General features: G+C 59.2%; 17 protein-coding genes. 10 read left to right on the forward strand and 7 right to left on the reverse strand.

Annotation, left to right across the window (positions count from 1 at the left end; translation table 11 throughout):
- Positions 1 to 250 precede the first annotated feature (250 nt).
- Together EXN22_RS13080 and EXN22_RS26345 are read right to left on the reverse strand one after the other, a co-directional pair.
- Positions 251 to 1,165: a LysR family transcriptional regulator gene (locus EXN22_RS13080; RefSeq protein ID WP_130264449.1), complete on the reverse strand. Its 915-nt coding sequence runs from the start codon at positions 1,163 to 1,165 to the stop codon at positions 251 to 253.
- Positions 1,162 to 1,413: a hypothetical protein gene (locus tag EXN22_RS26345; RefSeq protein ID WP_233281752.1), complete on the reverse strand. Its 252-nt coding sequence runs from the start codon at positions 1,411 to 1,413 to the stop codon at positions 1,162 to 1,164. Before EXN22_RS26345 ends, EXN22_RS13080 begins: the two co-directional genes overlap by 4 nt.
- On the opposite strand from EXN22_RS26345, the gene EXN22_RS13085 reads away from it, so the two are divergent.
- The 4 genes from EXN22_RS13085 (at position 1,316) to EXN22_RS13100 (ending at position 5,530) form a co-directional block, all read left to right on the forward strand.
- The gene (locus tag EXN22_RS13085) at positions 1,316 to 2,236 is read left to right on the forward strand and encodes an ABC transporter substrate-binding protein (RefSeq protein WP_233281730.1); all 921 of its coding nucleotides are present in this window, start codon (positions 1,316 to 1,318) and stop codon (positions 2,234 to 2,236) included. The genes EXN22_RS26345 and EXN22_RS13085 overlap by 98 nt on opposite strands.
- Positions 2,237 to 2,312: 76 nt before the next feature.
- Positions 2,313 to 3,164: an ABC transporter permease gene (locus EXN22_RS13090; protein WP_130264451.1), complete on the forward strand. Its 852-nt coding sequence runs from the start codon at positions 2,313 to 2,315 to the stop codon at positions 3,162 to 3,164.
- Entirely contained in the window at positions 3,161 to 3,994 is an 834-nt protein-coding gene (locus EXN22_RS13095) for a quaternary amine ABC transporter ATP-binding protein (protein ID WP_130264452.1), read from the forward strand. Before EXN22_RS13090 ends, EXN22_RS13095 begins: the two co-directional genes overlap by 4 nt.
- Before the next feature lie 12 nt (positions 3,995 to 4,006).
- Entirely contained in the window at positions 4,007 to 5,530 is a 1,524-nt protein-coding gene (locus EXN22_RS13100) for an HAL/PAL/TAL family ammonia-lyase (protein ID WP_130264453.1), read from the forward strand.
- 86 nt (positions 5,531 to 5,616) lie between these two features.
- On the opposite strand, the gene EXN22_RS13105 is transcribed toward EXN22_RS13100, so the two are convergent.
- Positions 5,617 to 5,916: a cupin domain-containing protein gene (locus tag EXN22_RS13105; protein WP_130264454.1), complete on the reverse strand. Its 300-nt coding sequence runs from the start codon at positions 5,914 to 5,916 to the stop codon at positions 5,617 to 5,619.
- A gap of 84 nt (positions 5,917 to 6,000) precedes the next feature.
- On the reverse strand, positions 6,001 to 6,492 hold the full coding sequence (locus EXN22_RS13110; RefSeq protein ID WP_130264455.1) for a GNAT family N-acetyltransferase: 492 nt from the start codon (positions 6,490 to 6,492) through the stop codon (positions 6,001 to 6,003).
- Positions 6,493 to 7,106: 614 nt separating this feature from the next.
- Here EXN22_RS13110 and EXN22_RS13115 point away from each other — a divergent pair.
- Together EXN22_RS13115 and EXN22_RS13120 are read left to right on the forward strand one after the other, a co-directional pair.
- A complete protein-coding gene (locus EXN22_RS13115; protein ID WP_233281731.1) occupies positions 7,107 to 8,285 on the forward strand; it encodes an AAA family ATPase in 1,179 nt (392 codons plus the stop codon).
- Between the two features lie 376 nt (positions 8,286 to 8,661).
- Positions 8,662 to 9,270, forward strand: coding sequence for a hypothetical protein (locus tag EXN22_RS13120; protein WP_130264457.1), 609 nt, complete (start codon positions 8,662 to 8,664; stop codon positions 9,268 to 9,270).
- Between the two features lie 461 nt (positions 9,271 to 9,731).
- Here EXN22_RS13120 and dapF read toward each other — a convergent pair whose 3' ends face one another.
- Positions 9,732 to 10,538, reverse strand: a complete 807-nt coding sequence (dapF, locus tag EXN22_RS13125) for a diaminopimelate epimerase (RefSeq protein WP_130264458.1) — start codon at positions 10,536 to 10,538, stop codon at positions 9,732 to 9,734.
- A gap of 226 nt (positions 10,539 to 10,764) precedes the next feature.
- On the opposite strand from dapF, the gene EXN22_RS13130 reads away from it, so the two are divergent.
- The 4 genes from EXN22_RS13130 to EXN22_RS13145 all read left to right on the forward strand — a co-directional run bounded on the left by EXN22_RS13130 (position 10,765) and on the right by EXN22_RS13145 (position 15,400).
- The gene (locus EXN22_RS13130) at positions 10,765 to 11,253 is read left to right on the forward strand and encodes an AAA family ATPase (protein ID WP_130264459.1); all 489 of its coding nucleotides are present in this window, start codon (positions 10,765 to 10,767) and stop codon (positions 11,251 to 11,253) included.
- A 133-nt stretch (positions 11,254 to 11,386) separates the two neighbouring features.
- Positions 11,387 to 11,875 (forward strand): sigma-70 family RNA polymerase sigma factor, encoded by a 489-nt coding sequence (locus EXN22_RS13135; RefSeq protein WP_130266817.1) that lies wholly within the window; start codon positions 11,387 to 11,389, stop codon positions 11,873 to 11,875.
- Entirely contained in the window at positions 11,872 to 12,861 is a 990-nt protein-coding gene (locus tag EXN22_RS13140) for a FecR family protein (RefSeq protein ID WP_130264460.1), read from the forward strand. Before EXN22_RS13135 ends, EXN22_RS13140 begins: the two co-directional genes overlap by 4 nt.
- Before the next feature lie 94 nt (positions 12,862 to 12,955).
- Positions 12,956 to 15,400 (forward strand): TonB-dependent siderophore receptor, encoded by a 2,445-nt coding sequence (locus EXN22_RS13145; RefSeq protein WP_130264461.1) that lies wholly within the window; start codon positions 12,956 to 12,958, stop codon positions 15,398 to 15,400.
- 133 nt (positions 15,401 to 15,533) lie between these two features.
- Here EXN22_RS13145 and EXN22_RS13150 read toward each other — a convergent pair whose 3' ends face one another.
- Positions 15,534 to 16,463: a malate dehydrogenase gene (locus tag EXN22_RS13150; RefSeq protein ID WP_130264462.1), complete on the reverse strand. Its 930-nt coding sequence runs from the start codon at positions 16,461 to 16,463 to the stop codon at positions 15,534 to 15,536.
- Between the two features lie 272 nt (positions 16,464 to 16,735).
- Complete coding sequence (locus EXN22_RS13155) at positions 16,736 to 17,962, reverse strand: MFS transporter (RefSeq protein ID WP_130264463.1); 1,227 nt, start codon at positions 17,960 to 17,962, stop codon at positions 16,736 to 16,738.
- Positions 17,963 to 18,538: the final 576 nt, after the last annotated feature.

The raw sequence follows: 18,538 nt of genomic DNA on the forward strand, positions 1-18,538 counted from the left end.
TCGTAACCGGCTGCTTCCAGCCCGACGCGGCTGGTGAAGTCAGCAGGGAACTTGTGGGGGTGGGTTCATCGGGACGCCGAACCGCCGCGAAGCAGGCAACGCGTTGGATGGCACGGGCTTCGCCCGTGTTCGCGGGTAAACCCGCTCCAACAGGTTCCGCGTGATCACTTCTGTGGTCGTTAGATTAAGCACGCCGGGCCTCTCATCTACCCACCAACCACCGTCATGCGGCATTAGTCCCGCCCGTTATTCATTCGGACGCAAACGAAGGTCGCTCCGCAAACCATGCCACCGCCAGCTCCTTGAACGCCTCGGCCGAAGGCGTCAGCGGATAGCGCTGATCATGCGCCAATACAATGCTATGGGTTGGCAACTTCTCCTGAGTCGGCCGACATACCAGCGCTTGCCCATCGTAACTACGGTCACCAAAGGGCCGGGTATAGATCAGCGCCACGCCAAAGCCATTGGCGACGAGGCTGCGCTGCAACTCGAAGGTGCGCACACGGTGCACAACGGCGGGTGACAGGTCGTAAAAGCTGAACAGATCCAACACATGCTGCCAACTGTGGACCTGATCGGTGACGACCAAGGTGTATTCGGCCAGCGCCTTGAGGCTGACACGCGCCTGCTTGGCCAACGGGTGATCGGCTGACAGCAATACCTGGGCGGTCAGCTGACACAGCTGGGTGCAATGGGTATTCGGCGGTAAACCCAGGTCATAGGTGATGGCCAGTTCTATCGCGCCCTCACTGAGCCGCTTGCCCACATAATCGAAGCTGCCATCGCGCATATCGACAGTGACCCTTGGGCAGGACTCCTGCATTCGTCGCACGATTTGTGGCAGGCAATAGGGCGCCAGGTCTTCGAAACAGCCGACCACCAGTTCCCCGACACACTCGCCTGCATTGGTATTGATCTCGGCAAAGGTCTGGGCTTCTGCCAGCACGCGACGGGCCTGGACCATGACGGTACGACCGAAGGGGGTCAGCGAGATGCCGAGGCCACGTTGGCGTATGAAGATCGATTGGCCCAGCACCTCCTCCAATTCGGTGATGGCCGCCGAGATGGAGGGCTGTGAAACATGAAGCTCCATGGCGGCAGTGGTCAGGTTTCCATGCTTGGCCGCTGCGAGCGCGTAGCGAAGCTGTCGCAGTGTGAACTTCATAGTTTTTTCCGTGGTGATTCATCAGGACTTATTATTTTATCCTTTTTTATTGTTGTGAAATATTTCTCCTGCGCAGTGATCATCATGTTTGGGAGCGTCACAATGACAATTACAAAGGCTCTGCTGACCACGACACTTTCCTTAGGGCTCTTGGCGTGCGCTGGCGCCAGCCAGGCGGCCGGTTGGTGCGAGTCAGGCAAACCGGTGAAATTCGCCGGTTTGAACTGGGAAAGCGGGATGCTGCTCACTGAGGTGATGCAGTTTGTGCTGAAAAATGGCTATGGCTGTGACACCGACAGCCTGCCGGGTAACTCCATCTCCATGGAGAACGCCCTGAGCAGCAACGATATCCAGGTGTTTGCCGAAGAGTGGGTAGGGCGCAGCGAGGTCTGGAACAAGGCGCAGGCCGCCGGCAAGGTCGTCGGTGTCGGCTCGCCGGTGGTTGGCGCGGTCGAAGGCTGGTATGTCCCGCGTTATGTGATCGAAGGTGATGCCAAGCGCAAACTCGAAGCCAAGGCACCGAACCTCAAGAGCATTGCCGACCTGGGGCAATACGCTCAGGTATTCAAGGACCCGGAAGAACCGGACAAGGGGCGCTTCTACAACTGCCCGGCCGGCTGGACCTGCGAGCTGGACAACAGCCAAATGCTCAAAAGCTACGGTCTGGAAAACACCTACACCAACTTCCGTCCGGGCACCGGCCCGGCACTGGATGCCGCCGTGCTGTCGAGCTACAAGCGTGGCGAGCCGATCCTCTTCTACTACTGGTCGCCAACCCCGCTGATGGGCCAGGCCGACCTGGTCAAGCTGGACGAGAAGCCTGGCGTGGATAAATCCGTGACCATCAAGGTGGGCGTGTCGAAGACCTTCCACGAGCAGGCGCCGGAACTGGTGGCGGTGCTGGAAAAGGTCAATCTGCCGATCGATCTGCTGAACCAGAACCTGGCGCGTATGACCAGGGACCGTATCGAGTCGGCGGAACTGGCGAAGGTGTTCCTCAAGGAGCACCCCGAGGTCTGGCACAGCTGGGTCAGCGAAGACGCAGCCAAAAAGGTAGACGCGGCACTCTGAAGGGTGTGGGCCGGTCCGGCGGCTGCCGGGCATGCCACACAGCAGTCCGCTTCACGCACTTGCTCGAGAGAAATCCATGTTTCCCAAAAACTTCACGTTTTCCATTGCCGACTGGGTCAATGGCTGGGTCGATGCGCTGGTCACCAACTACGGTGACGTGTTCCGGCACATTTCCGACACCCTGCTGTGGGCCATCGTCAATCTTGAAGGTTTACTGCGCGCAACACCCTGGTGGCTGATGCTGGCCATCGTCGGCGGTATAGCCTGGCACGCCACCCGTAGAATCGTACCCACTGCGGTGATCGTCGGCTTGCTGTTCCTGGTCGGTGCGGTAGGGCTCTGGGACAAGTTGATGCAGACCCTGGCGCTGATGCTGGTGGCCACGCTGATCTCGGTCCTGGTCGGCATTCCGCTGGGTATCCTGTCGGCGCGCAACGATCGCCTGCGGGCGGTGTTGATGCCGCTGCTCGACATCATGCAGACCATGCCCAGCTTCGTGTACTTGATCCCGGTACTGATGCTGTTCGGCCTGGGCAAGGTGCCGGCGATCTTTGCCACCGTCATCTATGCCGCCCCGCCGCTGATTCGCCTGACCGACCTGGGCATTCGCCAGGTGGATGGCGAGGTCATGGAGGCGATCAATGCGTTCGGTGCCAATCGCCTGCAACAACTGTTCGGCGTGCAACTGCCACTGGCGTTGCCGAGCATCATGGCCGGTATCAACCAGACCACCATGATGGCCCTGTCGATGGTGGTCATCGCCTCGATGATCGGTGCCCGTGGCTTGGGTGAAGACGTCCTGGTCGGTATCCAGACCCTGAACGTGGGCCGCGGCCTCGAAGCGGGCCTGGCCATTGTGATTCTGGCGGTTGTGATCGACCGCATTACCCAGGCCTATGGCCGGCCACGGCATGGGGTGGGCAAATGAGCGTCAAGCAGACGATGAACAAGATCGAAGTCAAAAACGTCTTCAAGATATTCGGTGCGCGTGCCGAAGATGCCCTGAAACTGATCTGCGAGAACAAAAGCAAAGAGCAGGTCCTGGCCGAGACCAGCTGCGTGGTGGGGGTCAACGATCTCTCGTTGTCCATCGGCAGCGGCGAGATCTTTGTGATCATGGGCCTCTCGGGCTCGGGCAAATCGACCCTGGTGCGTCACTTCAACCGCCTGATCGACCCCACCAGCGGCCAGATCCTGGTCGATGGCGAGGACATCCTGCAGTACGACATGCAGGCCCTGCGCGAATTCCGCCGGCGCAAGATCAGCATGGTGTTCCAGAGCTTCGGCCTGTTGCCGCACCGCACCGTGCTGGACAATGTCGCCTACGGCCTGAAAGTCCGTGGCGAAAGCAAAGCCCTGTGCACAGAGCGTGCCCTGCACTGGATCAACACCGTGGGCCTCAAGGGTTACGAGAAGTCGTACCCGCATCAGTTGTCGGGCGGCATGCGCCAGCGCGTGGGCCTGGCGCGTGCGTTGGCTGCCGACACCGACATCATCCTGATGGACGAAGCCTTCAGTGCGCTCGACCCGCTGATTCGCGCCGAAATGCAGGACCAGTTGCTGGAACTGCAAAAGACCCTGCACAAGACCATCGTCTTCATCACCCACGACCTGGACGAAGCAGTGCGCATCGGCAACCGAATTGCCATTCTCAAGGACGGCCGCCTGATCCAGGTCGGCACGCCGAAGGAAATCCTCTACCAGCCTGCGGACGAATACGTCGATCGTTTCGTGCAGCGTCGCGTAGCTTCGCTTTAAGGAATCGCGAGTATGTCGTTTGCCGAAAAAATCATCATCGCCGACGCGCCCGTTCGCTGGCAGGACGTGGTGGCTGTGGCCCGGCATGGCGCGAAGCTTGAACTGGCACCATCGGCCTGGGCGCGGATCGAGAACGCCCAGGCGATTGTCCAGCGCATCGTGTCCAGCGGTGACCGCGCCTATGGCGTCAACACCGGGCTTGGCGCCTTGTGCAATGTCTCGCTGCAGGACGAACAGCTCAGCCAGCTGTCGCGAAACACCTTGCTCAGTCATGCCTGCGGCGTGGGTACCGCGCTGTCGGACGAGCAGACCCGGGCCATCATGTGCGCGGCGATCATCAACTTCTGCCAGGGCCGTTCCGGCCTTCAGCGCAAGGTGGTCGAGGCGCTGCTGACCCTGCTCAACCAGCACGTCACCCCGCAGGTGCCGAAACAAGGGTCGGTGGGGTACCTGACCCACATGGCCCATATCAGCATCAGCTTGCTGGGCGTCGGCCAGGTCAGCTATCGCGACCAGATCGTGCCGGCGCAGCAAGCCTTGGCCGAGGTCGGCCTGGCGCCGGTCAAGCTGGGAGCCAAGGATGGGCTGTGCCTGGTCAACGGTACCCCTTGCATGACCGGCCTGAGCTGCCTGTCCCTGGACGATGCCACTCGGCTGAGCCAATGGGCGGACGTTATCAGCGCCATGAGCTTCGAGGCCCTGCGCGGCCAACTCGATGCCTTCGACCCTGAAATCATTGCGCTGAAACCGCACCCCGGCATGCAGCGCGTGGGCAGCAACTTGCGTCGCCTGCTCGACGGTAGCGAAATCATTGCCAGCAGCCATGGCATTCGCACCCAGGACGCCTTGAGCATTCGCTCGATCCCGCAGGTTCATGGCGCCGCGCGTGATCAGCTGGAACACGCGGCGCGGCAGATCGAGACCGAACTCAACTCCACCACCGACAACCCGATGTTGCTGGGTACACCCGAGTCGTATCGGGTGGTTTCCCAGGCGAATCCGCACGGCCAGTCCGTGGCCATGGCGGCCGACCTGCTGGCCATCGCGGTGGCCGAGATCGGGGCAATTGCCGAGCGTCGTCTCGATCGCCTGATCAACCCGTTGGTCAGCGGTTTGCCGGCCTTCCTGGTCAGTCAACCGGGTGTGAATTCGGGCATGATGATTGTCCAGTACGTGGCCGCTTCACTCTGTGCCGAGAACCGTCAGCTGGCACAACCGGCCGTCATCGACAACTACGTCACCTCCGGTCTGCAGGAGGATCATCTGAGCATGGGCACCAATGCCGGGTTGAAGCTGCACCGCGCCCTGGAGAACTGCACGCAGATCCTCGCCATCGAATACCTGTTGGCGGCCCAGGCCTTCGAGTTCCTCAAGGAGCAGCGCTTTGGCGCAGGTACCAGCGTTGCCTGGCAGTTGTTGCGCAAACGGGTCCCGGCCTATGCCCAGGACCGTTGGTTGGCACCGGATATCGCCAGCAGTGCAGCGATCCTGAAGGACCCCGACCTGCTGGGCGCTGCCTTCCCCGAGTTGCTGTGACAGGGGGAAGCGCCTGGCTGTTGCGAATCGTGCAGGTCAAATAGGAGTGCAGTCGGGGGTAGGCCGGCTGCACTCGGGTGCTCAACTCAAACGCTGCCTTCACGTTCGATGACCAGAATCCGCGCTTCGCCGTGAGGGTGTGCAACATGTTCACAACCAACCCCTGCGAAAAACACGTCACCCACCCCCAAGGTTACGACCTGTTCAATGCCTGACTCGCGATAATGCATATCTACCGTGCCGTCGAGGACAGCGAATACCTCCTCGCCATCATTGACATGCCACTTGTACGGCTGGTCGGTCCAGGTGGTGCCATCCATGTTTGCTATGTCCTCTGCACCCCAGGCGTGAGTGGCTGTGAAATCTTTGCTACGAATAACGTTCATTGATCGTGGCTCTCGAAAAGGTCGTGAACTTCTCCTAATAGCCTCCCACCGCAAAGAGCAGCATTGGGCCGAGCGAGGTCACTATCAAGGAATGGATTTGGCCATTTCCGACGTTCCAGCCCAACCGATCTGCTCATAGACCGGTTTGCCCGTCTCGGTGGCGTGCAGGACTGCGAAGGTGATGCCTCGGCGAGCGAACTCGGCGTCAGCCGCTTGCATCAAGGCTGACGCCAGGCCACGGCGGCGGTAGGCCGGCTGGACGTACACATTCAACACGTAGCCACGCTTATCCAGGGTTGGGTGCGTTGGATGGGGCGGCCAATCGATGCTCATCAGGCCAATGGCCGCGACCGGTTGGTCGCCATCCAGGAGTTTGAACCCGTAATACCGACCGTCACCGAGCCGCTCTTGCAGCCATGGGCGAAAGTGCTGGGTCATGACCCGCAGTTCTTCAGGATTCCCGCCTGCCTCAAGAAACATGTCCTGGCGATGGGAGCAGATCATTTCTGCGTCAGAGGGCCCAACGGGCCGGCACTGCAGACCGGAAAACGCGGAACATCCTTGTAGTTCGATCATCGTTTATCCAACGTCAGTAGCACTGATTGATGAGGCGGCAGCCTATGGCATCTTCCGGCGGATGTGCAATGGCTCGGCGGGGAAGGTGAGAAACATGGCAGGGCGCGGGCGCAGACTTGGGCAGCCCCGGAACCTGCGGGCTGAGACGCTGCTTGCGGCCAGAAGCGGCCAATATTGAAGGCCGGCTTTTGACCCATAGCTGCCTCTCGCGAAAGGCTGCAATCGGCCAAAAACGGCCTCTAAATCGAGATGATCTGTGACGGTCCCGAGGAAAACATCGTGCCCATCATCCTGCTGCATAGGATGTTTTAGCTGAGATTCTGGCAGACGAACCCGTCCTCTAGCCTGAGGACCGAACCAACGTCGGGCACCGGTTCCATCCAGTGGCCACCCTCGCAGCTGGATGACTCATGCCGGCTAAGAGAAGAGCCATCGATTGGCCTATAAAACACTGCTGTCGTTTAGCTATCAGTGCCAATAATCGAGTACCATGCAAAGACGAGAGGCTTGGTACAAGCCGGGCTGCCCCGACACACCATTGATGGACTTCTATGTTGCTTAGGAAAGAGATTACCGAGGTATTTACGCCTCGGCGCAGCGAAGTGAACGTGAATATGTACGTGCAGCGGCCCCGGCTCGAGCTGGAGCTTTCGCGGGCGTTCAAGCGAAACTCCCACACACTAATTTTTGGTGAAAGCGGCAACGGTAAATCGTGGCTCTACAAAAAAGTTCTCGAAGACGATGGGATCACGTATGTGACTGTCAATTGCGCAAATGCTGCACGCATCAAGTCACTGACTACTGAGATTTGCAACTGCCTCATCGCCCCGGGCACGGCCTTGAATCTCGGGTACAACGTTGAGAAGGTAGGAGAGCTTTCTGCGGCTTTTCTGAAAGGTTCGGTGAAGCAGAATGACCGCTTCGATATTACCCAGGAAGAGCCGTTACTAATGGCCTTCAAGCTGTACGCCTCCGTGAATAATGAGAAGAAAATCATTGTTCTGGATAATTTGGAGTCAATATTCGCTTCCAGCGATCTGATGGATGAGCTCTCGAACATTATCATCCTCCTAGACGACTCGCGTTACGCCGAGTGTAACATTAACTTCCTTGTTGTGGGTGTTCCAAACGGGGTCCTCCAGTACTTCCGTGATGTTAAAAACGCTGAATCCGTAGCCAACCGGTTACAGGAGATTCAAAAAGTGAGCGGCCTTGACTCAGGTCAGGTGCGTGAAATCGTGAGCAAAGGGTTCGCTCATCTGCAAATCCCCCTTTCCGGGGCCTCGCTAATTGAAATATCGGACCATGTATCGGACGTAACCTTAGGGATTGCACAGCGCGTCCATGAATTTTGTGAGCACCTCGCCTACGCGATTCAGGATAATGGCTGGACGTATCTTCCGAAGACGCTGCAGACAGCTGATCGTGCGTGGCTGACGGCCGGATTACGACACGCTTACTCCGTCGTAGAAAAAAACCTAAACAGCCGAGAGACCACCGTCGCACGACGCAATCAGGTTATTTACTGCATCGGCAAGGTTAAAAGGCACGAGTTCGACTCGAATGACATTGACAAGCTTGTCAGGGAAAATTTCCCTCTTACCGTACCTAACACTAACATGGGTATAGGGTCTATATTGTCTGACCTCGCTACCGGATCAACCCCCCTTATCTCAAAGAATGAGCATACCGGTGGCTACTCGGTGAAAGACCCTCGTTTTATTATGTGTATTAAGCTCATGCTGTACACGGACTCGCACGAAAAAGTCCAGTGTCGAAAATTCCAAGTGTAAAAAAAGCCCCTGCGAAGGGGCTTTTACATGAAGGTGTTGCCAGAAGGTGGTCTGCTTTACGAAAGAGCTGATAACACCTGCCTGAGACCACAGGCAGCTATCGGCCACAGCAACAGCTACGTCTAGGGCATTTAAGGAAGCATAGGGAAATCTACGCCCATTTTATGGAAATACGCCGTAGTCATCCCAGCGCTCAAACCCCATTGTCAAATGCTCAGACTGAAAGCTAACGCGCGATCCGACCAGCATGCTGGCAAAAGGATTCGTCAGGTTAATTCGCAACTCCACTGTCGCAGTGGAAAGTTAAATTTCGAGCCCGTCTATAAAAGATCATTATCCGCCAATCAGAACTCATCCACAGGCAGTCGACAAAATTATGCGCTACAACTATCTGAAAGAAACGCCACGCTGGATGGTTTATCTACTCTTGGTAGTCAGTCTGTTCGCGATCCTTCCAGTCGCAAACATGATCGTTGCTGGATATAATAATCTAAAGGTTAGTTTTTCGTCTCACCTTGATCTTTCTCAGCTTGGCCAATTTGGGGACTTCTTTGGAGGTCACACATCGGCATTCGCGGGGTCGCTATCGCTTATAGTCGTTCTATTCTTCACTTTTCACCAGGCAAAACAGCAACGTATTTTCTTCCTCAGCCAGCAGGCCGACACATCTAAAACTGCTGATCGTCAGTTCTTTCTGGAGGGTATCAATCTTATCACTCAGTGGGACATCAAGGCGCCAGGGTGCGATCAGTGCATGCGCTTACTCGATTATTACGGTCGACTAGCTTTGATCTCCGAGGACAGAGAGTTACTATTGCTTCTTAACACGGTTATTACAGCGAAAATTCGAGCAAATCTAGAAGGGAAAAACGGTAGTTTCAAAGTCACGAACTACCCGTATGCCAGTGAAGCGATCGAAAAAATTCGTCCGCTTAGAGAAGCAGATGCCCGTGCACAAAAGAATTTTAAAGCGAAAAAAGGTTGAGCCTAACTAAGACCTATCCACCCCCTGAGTTGCCTCAGGGGGTAGGTCCTCGACCGTCACCTTCCATTGATGGGGAAGGCATAGGAGTTGCTCAGTTGCCGTCGAATGACGGACATTTTTAGATTATCCGGCAATGCGCGCTCTTGCGCAAGAAACTAATTTCAAGGCCTGCTTGTGAAACCGATCAAACCGGTGATCGCTTCGTTCAATAGACGCGCAAAAGCCGCGTACGCGCCCATTACAGAAGCGGATGAATGAGAGCCATTGCTTAAATAAGCTGGCGCTCTGAACGTGCGCTTTGGGGTGATTTATCCCTAAGCTGACCGGCTGCAATGGGTCGAAAGCAGCCGTTCGCGATTGGCTGCTTTTCGGCCAAAAGAGGATGCCCCCGAGTGTGTACTTGGTCAGGAGCGACGCTGGTGTTGGGGGGAGAAAGGCCAAATATGCGAGTGTGAGAGCATTCAACCGATCTGTGTCAGACACTCTTGATCCAGCGAATACCGCCCTATCTTGCACACCGGGCCCTGCATGAGGACGTTGTTATCGTCATCGAGTTCGATAGTGATTTGACCGCCCGGCATGTGCACGGTCACCTGATCGTCAACGAACCCAAGCCGGCGTGAAACTGCCGCAGCGGCGCAACTGCTGGTTCCCGACGACAGGGTGTAGCCCACACCACGCTCCCAGATCTGCACCATCAGGTTTTGGCGATCGACAACGTTCACGAATTGAACGTTGGTTCGGTTCGGGAACAGCGATAAATGTTCGATGATGGGCCCGAATTTGCGTGCGAGTGCTTCAGTCGGCTGATCGACGAACACCACGCAATGGGGGTTGCCCATCGATACTGGGTTCAGGTGCAGGTGCATGCCGTCGACTTCCATTGAGTGTCGTTCGGGCTCGGGAAATGTCGCCACTCCCATGGCAATAGCAATGCGTCGGCCGTTGTCGAGCACCTGGCAGCGCACCCTCCCGCCTTTGGTTGCCAGTTCGAACGGTTCGTGGGTAACGATCCCCTGATCCCAAAGGTAGCGACATAAAATACGCAGGCCGTTGCCACTCTTCTCCGCCTCGGAGCCATCGGTATTGAAGATGCGCACCGAGAGCATCTCGCCGGGCGCAATGACAGGAACCAGGATGCCGTCACTGCCAAGTCCCCTATGCCGGTCGCTTACCAGCGAGATAGCCTGGGCCGAACAATCGAATGGAGTGTTGTCGTGATAGACGAGATAGTCATTGCCAGCCGCGTGATATTTTACGAACTGCATGAGTTGTGGCACCAAGATGCTTCGGGGCGGTGAATGATGAAGTGAAGGTGAACCATAGCACACGGCCGCTGAAGCGATAGCGGGCCTGAATTGAGCGCGCCAAGTTTTGCATTACTCATGTGTTGAGTGGCCGTTGGGGGCTAGAGTGGATGTTTGAAACTGACCACTTGTTGTTCCAATCGCGTCTACCAGGCCATCATCGTGCGTCGACATAAGGAAACGTCCCATGCACACTCCGGTACTTCATCTACTGTGCGGCAAGATTGCATCAGGCAAATCTACGGTGGCGAAGTCTTTGGCGACTGAGCATTCAGCCATTTTGCTGAGTGAAGATCATTGGCTATCAAGACTTTATCCCGAACAGATCAAGTCAGTAACAGATTACGTTCAGCTAGCGCATCGTATCCGAGGTGTTTTGGGTCCTCTTGTCATCGACACGCTGGCGGCGGGTGTCAGCGTCGTGCTGGATTTTCCTGCCAATACGCCCGCAGACCGCCAATGGCTGCGTAGCTTGGCTGAAGCCGCGAAAGTGCCTCACTGCGTTCACTACATTGAGATCGACGATGACACCTGCCGTGGCAGGCTGCACGTCAGGAACGTGCGTGCTGAACATGACTTTGCGGCCACTGATGCGGAGTTTGATTTGATCACGAGTTATTTTCGCCCTCCCAACGAGGAAGAAGGCCTGGACGTTGTCATGCATCGGGCTGACTGACGGTCACCGCTTGCGAGCGGGGGCGCGACACCGGCCCGACGTATTCTTCGCTTTCACATTCAATCAATAATGAGATAAATTCTCAATTCCGTCCCTCTCCGAGCCTGCTTCCGTGGCTGATTCCAACAAGCTGATGCACGATGTCTACAGCGAACACCACGGCTGGGTGTTTGGCTGGCTGCGCAAGAAACTCGGCTGTGCGCACAACGCGGCGGATGTGGCTCAGGACACCTTTCTACGCATCCTTTCATCCCGCGATGCGCTGCTGCAGGCCAGTCAGTCGCGGGGCTATATCGCGACCACCGCACGCAATCTGCTGATCGACCGCGCCCGTCGCCAGCGTCTGGAAAAGGCCTACCTGGAAGAGTTGGCCCTGCTTGCCCTGGAGCATCCTGGCGCGCCGAGCGCCGAGCGCATCTGGGAAACCCTCGATGCGCTGGAGCAGATTTGCCGGTTGCTCGACGGTCTTGGCAGCAAGCCGCGGGAAGCCTTTCTCTTGCATTACCTCGAAGGCCAGCCCCAGGCACAGGTCGCCGAACACCTGGGGATCAGCGTGCGCATGGTGCAGAAGTACCTGGTACAGGTGCTGCTGCATTGTCAGACGCTGCGTGATCCTTCATGAGTGACGACAACGACCTGGCTCGTCAGGCGGCCGAGTGGCTGGTGCTGCTCAGTGCCGATGACGTCGCCGAGCGCGAGCACAGCGAACGCGAATACGCGCAGTGGAAACAACTCAGCCCCGCGCACGCCGAGGCCGCGCAAGGTATGGAGCGGCTGTTGGCCAGCCTGCGCGGCATTCGCCAGACGCCCGAAGGTGGTCGCCGGCTGCACCGGCTGATCGATGGCGAAATGCGGTTCAGTGAGCGGGGGCGGCGCAACAAGCGACTGGGCGCTGCACTGGGCATCGGCCTGATGCTGCTGATGCCCGGCTGGCTGACCTGGCAGCACTACCCCAATGCCTTGCTGTTTGCCGACCTCGACACGGGCCCCGGCCAGTGGCAGGAAACCCGCCTTGAAGACGGCAGCCGCCTGACCCTGGCCGGTGGCAGCGCGGTGAACCTGCACTTCAGCACCTCCGGGCGTGAAGTGCAATTGCTGCGCGGCGCAATCCGCGTCGAGGTTGCCGTCGATGCCCAACGGCCATTCCGGGTGGTGACCGGCGACGGCAGTATCCGCGCGCTGGGCACACGTTTCGTGGTCACCCGGCAGCCCGACGCCACTGACCTGAGCATGCTCGAATCGACAACACTGGCCCGCCCAAGTGAAGGGCCGGGCGAGGCGGTGGTGTCGGCGGGGCAGCAGTTGCGCATCCGCCGTGACGGCCTCGAGGGTGTGCAGCCGATCGACGTACAGGCCACTGACCAGGCCTGGCAGCAACACCGCCTGCTGGCCCGTGGCGTGCCGCTGCCCGAGGTGCTGGAGCAGTTGGGCCGGCAGTACGCCGGGGTGCTCAGCTACGACCGCGAGGCGCTCGCGCAGATTCAGGTGTTCGCCTCGTTGCCGCTGGACAATCCGCAGCGCGCAGTTCAACTGCTCGAAGCCAGTCTGCCGATCGAAGTCAGCCGGCTGACGCCGTGGATTACCCGGATAAAACTGCGCGAAAAATAGATTCGTCGAAAAAGTTCGGGAGCGTGGTTCGCCTTTTTCCCGGTGGTCCGTTGAGTTTATGAGAATGAAACTCAACACTGGGAGACGCTTCACCATGCCGCAACCACGTAACCGCGCCCGGTTCAAACCGCTGTTCCTTGCTGTCCAGCTGGCCTGTGCACTGCCGCTGGGGATCGCCGTGCAGGCCCATGCCGAGCAGCAGGCGGTGCAGTACAACATTGCGCCGGGTGCGCTGGGCGACGTACTCAGCCAGTTCGCCGCCCAGGCCGGCATCGACCTGGCGGTGGAGGGGCGCCTGGTGTCCGGCTTGCACAGCAATGGCCTGCGTGGCAGCTATGGCGTGGAAGAGGGCCTGCGTCATCTGCTCACCGGCAGTGGCTACAGCTATGCCCAGACCGCCGCAGGCTTTGTGTTGGTGCCGCAAGCGGAGCAGGGCGCTGCGCTGCAACTGGACGCCACCAGCATCCAGGGCGTGCTCGCCTCGCAAAACCCCAACGGGCCGGTGGATGGCTACCTGGCGACCCGCGCCAGCAGCGCCACTAAAACCGACACCGCGCTGCTGGAAACCACCCAGTCGATCTCCGTGGTCACCCGCGACCGCCTGACCGCCCAGGGTGCGCAAACCGTCAGTGACGGCCTGGGCTATACCGCCGGCGTGCACGCCGGTGTCGCCGGCAACAACCCCACCGACAACACCATCATGGTGCGCGGCTTCCAGCAGATAAACGCCAACGCCTACACCGACGGCCTGCGCAACAATCAGATCGGCTACTACGCGCCGGAGCCGTGGGGCATGGAGCGTATCGAGGTGCTCAAGGGGCCGGCCTCGGTGCTGTACGGCCAGGGCTCGCCGGGCGGTACCGTGAACTTCGTGTCCAAGCGCCCGACCTTCGCCGCCCATCGTGAGGTGGGCTTCTCCACTGGCAGCGACAACCGGCTGCAGACCTATACCGATGTCGGCGATGTACTGGATCAGCACAACACCCTGGCGTATCGCCTGGTCGCCCTGGGCCGCGACGCCGACAACAGCATCGACGGCATCAAGGACGACCGTGTCTATGTGGCGCCGAGCCTGACCTGGGCCCCGGACGAAGACACCTCGCTGACGATCCTGGCGTCCTACCAGCGCAACAAGAACCTGTTCACCAGCAACATGCCGTATTCGCTGTTCGACGGCTCCAACCCCAATGGCCGGGTACCGCGCCACCGCTCGTTGAACGAGCCCGGTTTCGATGCCGAGAAGTCCGAGCAGACCAGCCTCGGCTACGAGTTCAGCCATGCGCTCAACGACACCTGGACCTTGCGTCAGAACGCCCGCTACACCCACTTCACCGGCTACGAGCACCAGCTGTACCGCAACAGCGCGGTGATCGCCGGCACCACCCTCAATCGCTATTACCAACTGCGTGACTACGGCAATGACAATTTCGCGGTCGATAACCAGTTGCTCGGCAAATTCGACACCGGGCCGCTGAACCACACCTTGCTCGGCGGCGTCGACTATCAGCACAGCCGGCGCAGCAACGACGTACAGACCGGCGACGCGCCAGCCATCAATATCTATTCGCCGGACCGCAGTGTGGTGATCGATACCTCGCGTTACACCAGCCTGCTCGGCACCTCGGAAAAGAGCCGCCAGTTGGGTGTCTACCTGCAGGACCAGATCAAGCTCGGCAAATGGGTCGCCTCGCTGGGCGGGCGCTACGACTGGGCCAGCCAGGACACCGACAGCCGCACCTACAGCGTGGCCAGCGGCCGCACCACTGGCGGGCTGACCACGCTGGACGCGGATGATTTCACCGGTCGCCTTGGTCTTGGCTACCTGTTCGACAGCGGGGTGTTTCCCTACATCAGCTACAGCGAATCCTTTATCCCGACTTCGGGCACCGACCGCAGCGGCTCGCCGTTCGAGCCGGAAACCGCCCGGCAATACGAAGTGGGGGTGAAGTACCAGCCCAGCGGCTACGACAGCTACCTCACCGTCGCCGCCTTCGATCTGCGCCGGCAGAACGTCCTGACCACCGATGTCTCGGCGCCGAGCTACAGCGTTCAGGAAGGTGAAGTCACCTCGCGCGGGATCGAAGTGGAAGCCGTGCTCAAGCCGGCTAGCGGCCTGAATGTGATCGCCTCCTGGAGCCTAAACGACGTCGAAGTCAGCCAGGACAACCCCAACGCCGCCGGCATGAGCAACAAGGGCAAGACCCCGGCCCGTACCCCGAAACACCTGGCGTCGCTGTGGTCCGACTACACCGTGCAGGGTGGCTTGTTCGCCGGGCTTGGCTTCGGCGCGGGCGTGCGCTACACCGGTTCGACCTTCGGCGATGCGCAGAACACTTTCAAGGTGCCGGACTACACGGTGATGGACGCGATGCTCAGCTACGACTTCGGCAAGGCCGACGCCAGCCTCGATGGCCTGAAGGCGCAGCTGAACGTTAAGAATCTGACGGATAAGTATTACATTGCGGGATGCTTCGCCAGCGTAGGCTGCCTGCTGGGTGCGGAGCGGACGGTGACGGCGGATTTGACTTACAAGTGGTGAGGTTGGACGCGTCTGGTAAAGGTATCATTGCTTGAAGCCTTAGCGACCTGAGTCCTGTGAGGTACAGAGCCCAGGTCGCTGAGGCTAGCTGACGGTCCAACTTTTTTAGGGCAGTGCGCAAGCGCACGCCTGCTCACAGAGCGTTCATTTCAGCAATATCACGCATCACCTGATCGGCAGACTCATCGAACATCCGCTGTTCCTGCGCATCCAGGGGCAGCTCGATCACACGGGCAATCCCTTGCCCTGCCAACACACACGGCACCCCCATGGCGATACCCTTGCGCCCATACTCGCCGTCGAGGATTGCCACGGTCGGCAATATACGGTTTCGTCCATTGGCGATTGCATCGACCATCTGTGCGATGGCCACGCCGGGTGCATCGCAGGCGCTTCCCAGCTTCTTCAAGCCCAGGATCTCACCGCCACCCTTGCGTGTGCGCTCCACGATCCGCTCGATCTGCTCGGTGGACAGGAAATGGGCCAATGGCACCGAACCGACCGCGCAGTACCGCATCAGCGGCACCATGCTGTCGCCATGGCCTCCCAGCACCAGCGCGGTGATATCGCGCGCGGAAAACCCGGTTGCCTCGGCAATGAAACACTTCATGCGCGCGGTATCCAGCACCCCGGCCTGCCCGAACACCTTGTCGCGCCCCAGCCCGCTGAGGGACCAGGCCCGATAGGTCAGTACGTCGACCGGGTTCGACACCACCAACAGCGTCGCATCCGGTGCATGCTGTCGCACATCGCGCAGGATGCCATCGAGAATGGGCAGGTTGATGCTCAACACATCCTGACGGGATTGGCCTGGCTTGCGCGGCACGCCTGCGGTAATCACTACCAGGTCGGAATCTTGCAGCATTTGGGCATTGACCCCGCCACGGACCCGGGTATCGGACCCTGACTCGATGGCCGCCTGCCAGACGTCCAGCGCCTTACCCTGCGCCAACTCGCCCTGCACATCGATCAACACCAACTCGCGGCACAACTCTTGCCGGGCGATGACCTGAGCCGCCGCCTCGCCCACCATACCGGCACCTACTATCGAAAGCTTGTTCATCTACCACCTCCCGCGGCACGCGTAAGCCGCAACACGCCCCCTGTACAGAGAAGTATCAACCCCTGCCGCCAAAGGGCCACTCGAAGGTGATGAAAGTGCTCAATTTTGTGGGAGCGGGCTTGCCCCGCGAAGAGGCCGGCCCAGAAATGGAGTCGCCTGACACGGGTAACGCCTGTATTCGCGGGGCAAGCCCGCTCCCACAGAGATCGCGCAAGCTTTTTAGATTTTCATCAAGACAGTTGCTCCCACAGAGACAGCAGTTACCTGTTGTGTCAGCAGGGTTGCGCCGCCAGGCTATTGCTGACGTTGCGTCCCATGACCAGCACAGTGACAAAGCCGCAGCCCACCAGGGCCGTGGCCAAACTCAGCAGTACCGAGCTACCCAACTGGTCGACGATCTGCCCGCCGAAGAACGAGCCCAAGGCGATAATCACCTGGAACATGGCGACGAACAGTGGCATGCCGCGTTCGACATCCTTGGGCGCTACCACGAACATCCAGATGCTGGCGCAGGCGGGGAAGGCGCCGAAGGCGAAGCCCCAGAGTGCGATCAGCATCGCCGCGCCGGTCATGCTGGTGGCGTAGTACGGGAACAGCGCGGTGCTGATGGCGATCATCAGGGCGACCAGCAACAGCGTGTGACGCACGCTTCGGTTGGCGGCGAAACCGGCGAAAATATTCCCCGCGACCCCGGCCACGCCATACAACAGCAACAGTGAGCCAATGGTCGGCCCATCGAAGCCGGCATTCTGTTTGAAGAAGGGGGCGACATAGGTGTACGCGGCAAAGTGCGCCAGGCCAATCAGCAGTACGGCGATCAATCCAACTCGAGCCTGTGGATTGATGAACAGGGCCGGCAGGTCAGCGATGCGAATGGCTTTTTCGGGGGTGAGCCGCGGTAGCAGGAAGACCTGCGCCAGCAGTACCGGTACGCCCACCAGCGCGGTGACCAGAAAGGTCATGCGCCAGCCCATCAAGCCACTGAGCCAGGTGCCTACGGGCACGCCCAGCACGGTGGCCAGGGTCACACCGACCATGATGATCGAAGTGGCCTGGGCTACGCCCACGCCCTTGGGCGCCAGGCGGCTGCTAAGGGCAATGGCAGTCGCCCAGAAGCCGCCGATACTGATGCCCAGTAGCACGCGGCCGAACAGCAGCAGGCTGAAGTCGCTGGCGTAGGCCACCACCGAGTTGGCGATGATCATGATCAGCGTCAGGCCGATCAGCAGATAGCGACGATCCAACGTGCCAATGCCCACAGACAGCAAGGGGGCGGCGAGGGCGGCCATGATGCCGGGCAGGGTCACCATCAGGCCGGCTTGGCCGGCACTGATGCCCAGGTCACTGGCGACATCGTTGAGTACGCCCACCGGGAGAAACTCACTGGTTACCAGGGCGAAGGCACCCACGGCGACCGAGAGAATCGCCAGCCACTGCTGTATGACGCTCTGTTGACTATGTTCGAGGAGGCCGTGAGGGCCCTGGTTGACGCGTGACATGGTGCTGGATTCCAAAGGGGACTGTCGCCTGCAGCAGGCGCGGGAACGGGAAAATTTGGACGCGATTATAGGAGGCGGTTTTGCCTAGCCTACAGATGGGCGTCTCGATAGTAATCATCAGTGTGATCGATGAGTGTCTGATGAAAAATGGTCGCTCTGGTTGCCTCCAGCGTTTGTGGGCGCTGGGGGATGAGCCATCTTGTTGCAGCGTGAGTAACCAAGTAATCGCCGTTACGCCACGTTAGAGACTGTCCGGATCTCCGAAGAACATTTGGACAGGGCTCTGGGGCGGGATTTCAGGCTCTAAAAAACGGAAATATACCCGCAAAATTGCCCTCTGATACCCCCAGCAGGATGCGCGATCCCGAATGGCGATTTCTGCCACGGACCCGGGTGGCGGTCGACGGTGTTCAGTGCACGTCATTGGTGATAGAAGAGCGGTACCCGAATGAAATCGCTTTGTCCCAAACAAAGCGATTGCCTCTCTCAACAACTGAGGGTCAATCGTGGTTGTCGATTCCCCGCAAGCAGGCTCGGGGCTCATGGCGTCGTTGATCGCTGATGCCAGGGCTTCTG

Origin of the sequence: Pseudomonas tructae (genome assembly GCF_004214895.1) — a bacterium.
Classification (GTDB): domain Bacteria; phylum Pseudomonadota; class Gammaproteobacteria; order Pseudomonadales; family Pseudomonadaceae; genus Aquipseudomonas; species Aquipseudomonas tructae.

Excerpts from the sequence above, each read along its gene's own strand:
- EXN22_RS13080 (WP_130264449.1), bottom strand. The coding sequence starts at position 1,165 with ATGAAGTTCACACTGCGACAGCTTCGCTACGCGCTCGCAGCGGCCAAG.
- EXN22_RS13090 (WP_130264451.1), top strand. The coding sequence starts at position 2,313 with ATGTTTCCCAAAAACTTCACGTTTTCCATTGCCGACTGGGTCAATGGC.
- EXN22_RS13095 (WP_130264452.1), top strand. The coding sequence starts at position 3,161 with ATGAGCGTCAAGCAGACGATGAACAAGATCGAAGTCAAAAACGTCTTC.
- EXN22_RS13100 (WP_130264453.1), top strand. The coding sequence starts at position 4,007 with ATGTCGTTTGCCGAAAAAATCATCATCGCCGACGCGCCCGTTCGCTGG.
- EXN22_RS13105 (WP_130264454.1), bottom strand. The coding sequence starts at position 5,916 with ATGAACGTTATTCGTAGCAAAGATTTCACAGCCACTCACGCCTGGGGT.
- EXN22_RS13110 (WP_130264455.1), bottom strand. The coding sequence starts at position 6,492 with ATGATCGAACTACAAGGATGTTCCGCGTTTTCCGGTCTGCAGTGCCGG.
- EXN22_RS13115 (WP_233281731.1), top strand. The coding sequence starts at position 7,107 with ATGTACGTGCAGCGGCCCCGGCTCGAGCTGGAGCTTTCGCGGGCGTTC.
- EXN22_RS13120 (WP_130264457.1), top strand. The coding sequence starts at position 8,662 with ATGCGCTACAACTATCTGAAAGAAACGCCACGCTGGATGGTTTATCTA.
- dapF (WP_130264458.1), bottom strand. The coding sequence starts at position 10,538 with ATGCAGTTCGTAAAATATCACGCGGCTGGCAATGACTATCTCGTCTAT.
- EXN22_RS13130 (WP_130264459.1), top strand. The coding sequence starts at position 10,765 with ATGCACACTCCGGTACTTCATCTACTGTGCGGCAAGATTGCATCAGGC.
- EXN22_RS13135 (WP_130266817.1), top strand. The coding sequence starts at position 11,387 with ATGCACGATGTCTACAGCGAACACCACGGCTGGGTGTTTGGCTGGCTG.
- EXN22_RS13140 (WP_130264460.1), top strand. The coding sequence starts at position 11,872 with ATGAGTGACGACAACGACCTGGCTCGTCAGGCGGCCGAGTGGCTGGTG.
- EXN22_RS13145 (WP_130264461.1), top strand. The coding sequence starts at position 12,956 with ATGCCGCAACCACGTAACCGCGCCCGGTTCAAACCGCTGTTCCTTGCT.
- EXN22_RS13150 (WP_130264462.1), bottom strand. The coding sequence starts at position 16,463 with ATGAACAAGCTTTCGATAGTAGGTGCCGGTATGGTGGGCGAGGCGGCG.
- EXN22_RS13155 (WP_130264463.1), bottom strand. The coding sequence starts at position 17,962 with ATGTCACGCGTCAACCAGGGCCCTCACGGCCTCCTCGAACATAGTCAA.